Source organism: Alcaligenes sp. Marseille-Q7550, assembly GCF_965112015.1.
In genome coordinates this window covers 1-1,684 of sequence record NZ_CBCOPU010000012.1, presented here as the reverse complement: position 1 = coordinate 1,684, position 1,684 = coordinate 1, and the positions used below count along the sequence as shown (strand labels likewise).

General features: G+C 65.9%; 2 protein-coding genes. Both read left to right on the top strand.

Annotation, left to right across the window (positions count from 1 at the left end):
- On the top strand, positions 1-983 hold a 983-nt coding region (locus ACWPWO_RS18695), incomplete at its 5' end, for an NAD(P)/FAD-dependent oxidoreductase (RefSeq protein ID WP_454007878.1).
- A 39-nt stretch (positions 984-1,022) separates the two neighbouring features.
- Entirely contained in the window at positions 1,023-1,397 is a 375-nt protein-coding gene (gene gcvH / locus ACWPWO_RS18690; RefSeq protein WP_454007877.1) for a glycine cleavage system protein GcvH, read from the top strand.
- The last annotated feature ends 287 nt before the right edge of the window (positions 1,398-1,684 follow it).

Below are 1,684 nucleotides of genomic sequence, written 5' to 3'. Positions count from 1 at the left end.
TGCGGCTGGTGCGCGACTACCGCATCGGCTACCACGAAAAGCACAAGGGCCAGCTGTTCTGCGACGATTCCAGCGAGTCCATCATCCAGATGCTGCGCCAGGAATGCCTGAAAGGGCAGGTGTCCTGGCGCATGCCCTGTTCGGTGCAATCCATAGGCCGCATCGAGGCCGGCTTCGTGCTGCGCACCAGCCAGGGCGACCAGCAGGCGCGCCGGGTGGTCATCGCCACCGGCGGCGTGGCAATCCCGCAACTGGGCTCCACGGATTATGCGCTGCGCGTGGCCCGGCACTTCGGCCTCAAGGTCATCGAGCCGCACCCGGCCCTGGTTCCGCTGACTTTCGACGGCCGGGACTGGCGTCCGTTTTCCTCGCTGAGCGGCATGGCGCTGGAAGTGGAAGTCAGCACGGGCGCCGGCAAGCAGCGCCAGGCCTTCCTGGAGGATCTGCTGTTCACGCACCGCGGCCTGTCCGGTCCGGCCATCCTGCAGATTTCCAGCTACTGGAAGTCGGGCGAGGGGATCACCGTGGACCTGGCTCCCGGCCAGGACATAGGCCAGCAATTGCTGGACGCCAAGCCCGGCAATCGCCAGCTCCTGGTCACGGTCCTCTCGAGCCTGTGGCCGCGCCGCCTGGTGGAGCAGTGGCTGGATACCTCGGACCTGCTGCCCAGGGGCGTGGGCCAGCAGCGCCTGGCGGACCTGCCGGACCGCGTGCTGCGCACGGTCGGGCAGGTCATCAATGCCTGGCAGCTCAAGCCCAGCGGCACGGCCGGCTACAAGAAGGCCGAGGTCATGAGCGGCGGAGTGGACACGCGCGAGCTGAATCAGAAGAACATGGAGGCCCGCAAGGTGCCCGGCCTGTACTTCATCGGCGAGGCGGTCGACGTGACCGGCTTGCTGGGCGGCTACAATTTCCAGTGGGCATGGGCGTCGGCGGCGGCTTGCGCGCGCTCGCTCAGCGCTGATCCCGGGCGTGGTTTATAGTTTAGGCAACAAGCACTTTTTGTTTTTAAGGGGGGGCGCATGCAGCTACCTGACGATAGAAAATATGTGGCCACCCACGAGTGGGCCAAGGCAGACGGCGATGTGGTGCTGGTGGGCATCACCGACTTTGCCCAGGACCAACTGGGCGATCTGGTGTTCGTGGGCGAGTTCACGCCCGGCACGCGCCTGGAAGCCGGCCAGACGGCCGGCGTGGTTGAGTCGGTCAAGGCCGCGTCGGACATCTATGCGCCCGTCGCGGGCGAACTGGTGGAGTTCAACGAAGCGCTGTGCGATTCGCCCAACCTGATCAACGAGGCGGCGTTCGATACCTGGATCTTCAAGCTCAAGGCCGACAATCCCGCCGACCTGGACGGCCTGCTGGACGGCCCCGGCTACGAGGCCGTGGCCGAGTAAACAACCGGTCTCGGGCGCGTCATGCCGTACGCAATGCCTCCTTCGGGAGGCATTGTTTTGTCTGTTGTGAAAGCGGGCCAGGGGTTCGGTGTAAACCACGCGGCAAGCTCAAGGGGCGCCCGGCGCCTGCTGCCGGCCAGGGGCGCCGGCAAGCCGTGAGCCCGGACCGGCCCCGTCTTTTCCCGGGCGGAGTCGCCACCAAGACCAGTCTGTTATCGGCCTGCCCGTCCGGCTCTGGGGAACTTGTGGAGAGTCACGAAAAACCTAGCGCACGTTCTTCAAGGCTG

What these genes read in the sequence shown, in the direction of transcription:
- gcvH (WP_454007877.1), top strand. Translation starts at nt 1,023, where the DNA reads ATGCAGCTACCTGACGATAGAAAATATGTGGCCACCCACGAGTGGGCC.